This window comes from Mesorhizobium sp. M1E.F.Ca.ET.041.01.1.1, from assembly GCF_003997355.1.
Lineage (GTDB): Bacteria > Pseudomonadota > Alphaproteobacteria > Rhizobiales > Rhizobiaceae > Mesorhizobium.
In genome coordinates this window covers 1-2,117 of sequence record NZ_RZSL01000824.1, presented here as the reverse complement: position 1 = coordinate 2,117, position 2,117 = coordinate 1, and the positions used below count along the sequence as shown (strand labels likewise).

The 2,117-nt window shown below is 65.0% G+C and carries 2 protein-coding genes; one reads left to right on the top strand and one right to left on the bottom strand.

What is annotated here, in order from left to right; genetic code table 11:
* Positions 1-700: zinc-binding dehydrogenase (locus EOA38_RS34670; protein WP_127301341.1), on the top strand; the 700-nt coding region annotated here is incomplete at its 5' end.
* Positions 701-971: 271 nt separating this feature from the next.
* Here the strand turns inward: EOA38_RS34670 and EOA38_RS34665 are convergent.
* Positions 972-2,081, bottom strand: a complete 1,110-nt coding sequence (locus EOA38_RS34665; protein ID WP_127301340.1) for a TRAP transporter substrate-binding protein — start codon at positions 2,079-2,081, stop codon at positions 972-974.
* Positions 2,082-2,117 lie beyond the last annotated feature (36 nt).

The following is a 2,117-nucleotide window of genomic DNA, read 5'->3' as shown; positions in this document are numbered from 1 at the left end:
CCCCCGCGACGGCGTTTTTGCAGACTATGTCGTGATGCCGCAAAGCCAGGCCTTCCTCTTGCCCGCCGATCTCAAGCCGACGCATGGCGCCTTCTGCGAGCCGCTGGCCTGCTGCCTGCACGGCGTCGACCTCGCCGGCATCAAGCCTGGCGCCTCGGTGGCGGTGCTCGGCGGCGGCGTCATCGGCCTGCTTGTCGTGCAATTGGCTAAGCTGGCGGGCGCCACGACGATCATCCTGTCGACCCGGCAGGCCTCGCGCCGGGCGCTTGCCGAGGAGCTCGGCGCGACGGCAACCGTCGATCCAAGCGCCATCGACCCCATCGAGGCCATCGCCGGACCGGCTGGCCTGGCGCCTGGCGGCGTCGACGTCGTGCTCGAATGCGCCGGCGTTCCCGACACCGTGGAACAATCGATGCGACTGGCGAAGGCCGGCGGCACGGTGGTGATCGTCGGCGTGATGCCTCAGGGCCAGAAGGTCGCCTTCGAGCCCTTCGATGTCCTGTTCCGTGAATTGAAGGTTCTTGGCTCCTTCATCAACCCCTTCACGCATCGCCGCGCCGCGGAGCTTGTCGCGTCAGGCGCGATCGAGATCGACAAGCTGATTTCGAAGCAGGTGCCTCTCGAGGAGGCGCCGCGCGTGATCTCGAACCCCGCGGCCCCCGGTGAGGTCAAGGTGCTGGTGGTGCCGAACAATAGCTGAAGCACCGGTTTTGCGCTCAGTTCTTCCCTTCTCCCCTTGTGGGAGAAGGTGTCGCCGAAGGCGGCGGATGAGGGGTGCTCCAGCTTGGCGCCGACGGCACTCCGGCCAACACCCCTCATCCGTCTCGGCGCTGCGCGCCGATCCACCCCGGCCGGGTCCCCGCTGCTTCGCAGCGTCCCGGCATTCGCTGGCCTTTCATCGTGCCACCGGCACGATGAATTCGCTTCGCGAACCGGCTGCTCACCCCACAAGGGGAGAAGGTGGGCCTCGCTTACAGCTTGCCGTTGCGTTGCTGCACCATCATGAAGGTGTCGTAGTTGTATTCGGCGACCTGGGCCCAGAGATAGTGCTCCTTGCGGAAGCCCTTGATCGATTCCCAGATCTTCTTGAACGGTGCGTTGTTGGCCTCCATTTCGGCATAGACTTCGTTGGCCTTTTCGAAGCAAGCCGCCATGATCTCCTGGCTGAAAGGCGCCAGCTTGGCGCCGCCGGCCACCAACCGCTTCACCGCCGCCGGATTGAGATTGTCGTACTTCTGCAGCATGTTGGCGTCGGCGGCTTGCGCGGCCGTGCGCACCAGCGACTTGTAGGCCGGCGACAGTTCCTCGTACTTGGCCTTGTTGAACATCAGATGCACGGTCGGGCCGCCTTCCCACCAGCCGGGATAGTAGTAGTAGGGTGCGACCTTGTAGAAGCCGAGCTTCTCGTCGTCATAGGGACCGACCCATTCGGCGGCGTCGATCGTGCCCTTCTCCAGCGCGGGATAGATGTCGCCGCCGGCGATCTGCTGCGGCACGACGCCGAGTTTCTGCACCACCTTGCCGGCAAAGCCGCCGATGCGCATCTTGAGGCCGGAGAGATCGGCCACGGTGTTGATCTGCTTGCGGAACCAGCCGCCCATCTGCACGCCCGTGTTGCCGCCCGGCAGGCCGAACAGCCCCTGCGTGGCCAGGAATTCGTTGAACAGGTCGATGCCGCCGCCATGGTAGTGCCAGGCATTGATGCCACGCGCGTTGAGCGAGAACGGCACCGCCGCGCCAAGCGCCCAGGTCGGGTCCTTGCCCCAGTAGTAGTATGCCACCGTATGACAAGCCTCGACGGTGCCGGCAGCGGTGGCGTCCGCAGCCTGCAGGCCGGGCACCAGTTCGCCCGATGCGAAGACCTGGACCTGGAAATTGCCGTCGGTCGCTTCCGACAGCATCTTGGAGAAGACTTCCGCGCCGCCATAGATCGTGTCGAGCGATTTTGGGAAGGACGATGCCAGCCGCCACGTCACTTTCGGATTGGACTGGGCTATCGCCGGCGTGGCAAGCGCTGCGGCCGCTGCCGCGACGCCGACGCCGGACGCACCGGCCTTGCGGATGAATGAACGACGATCCATGCAGTTTCCTCCCTTGTGGATCAGCTGACCGACATT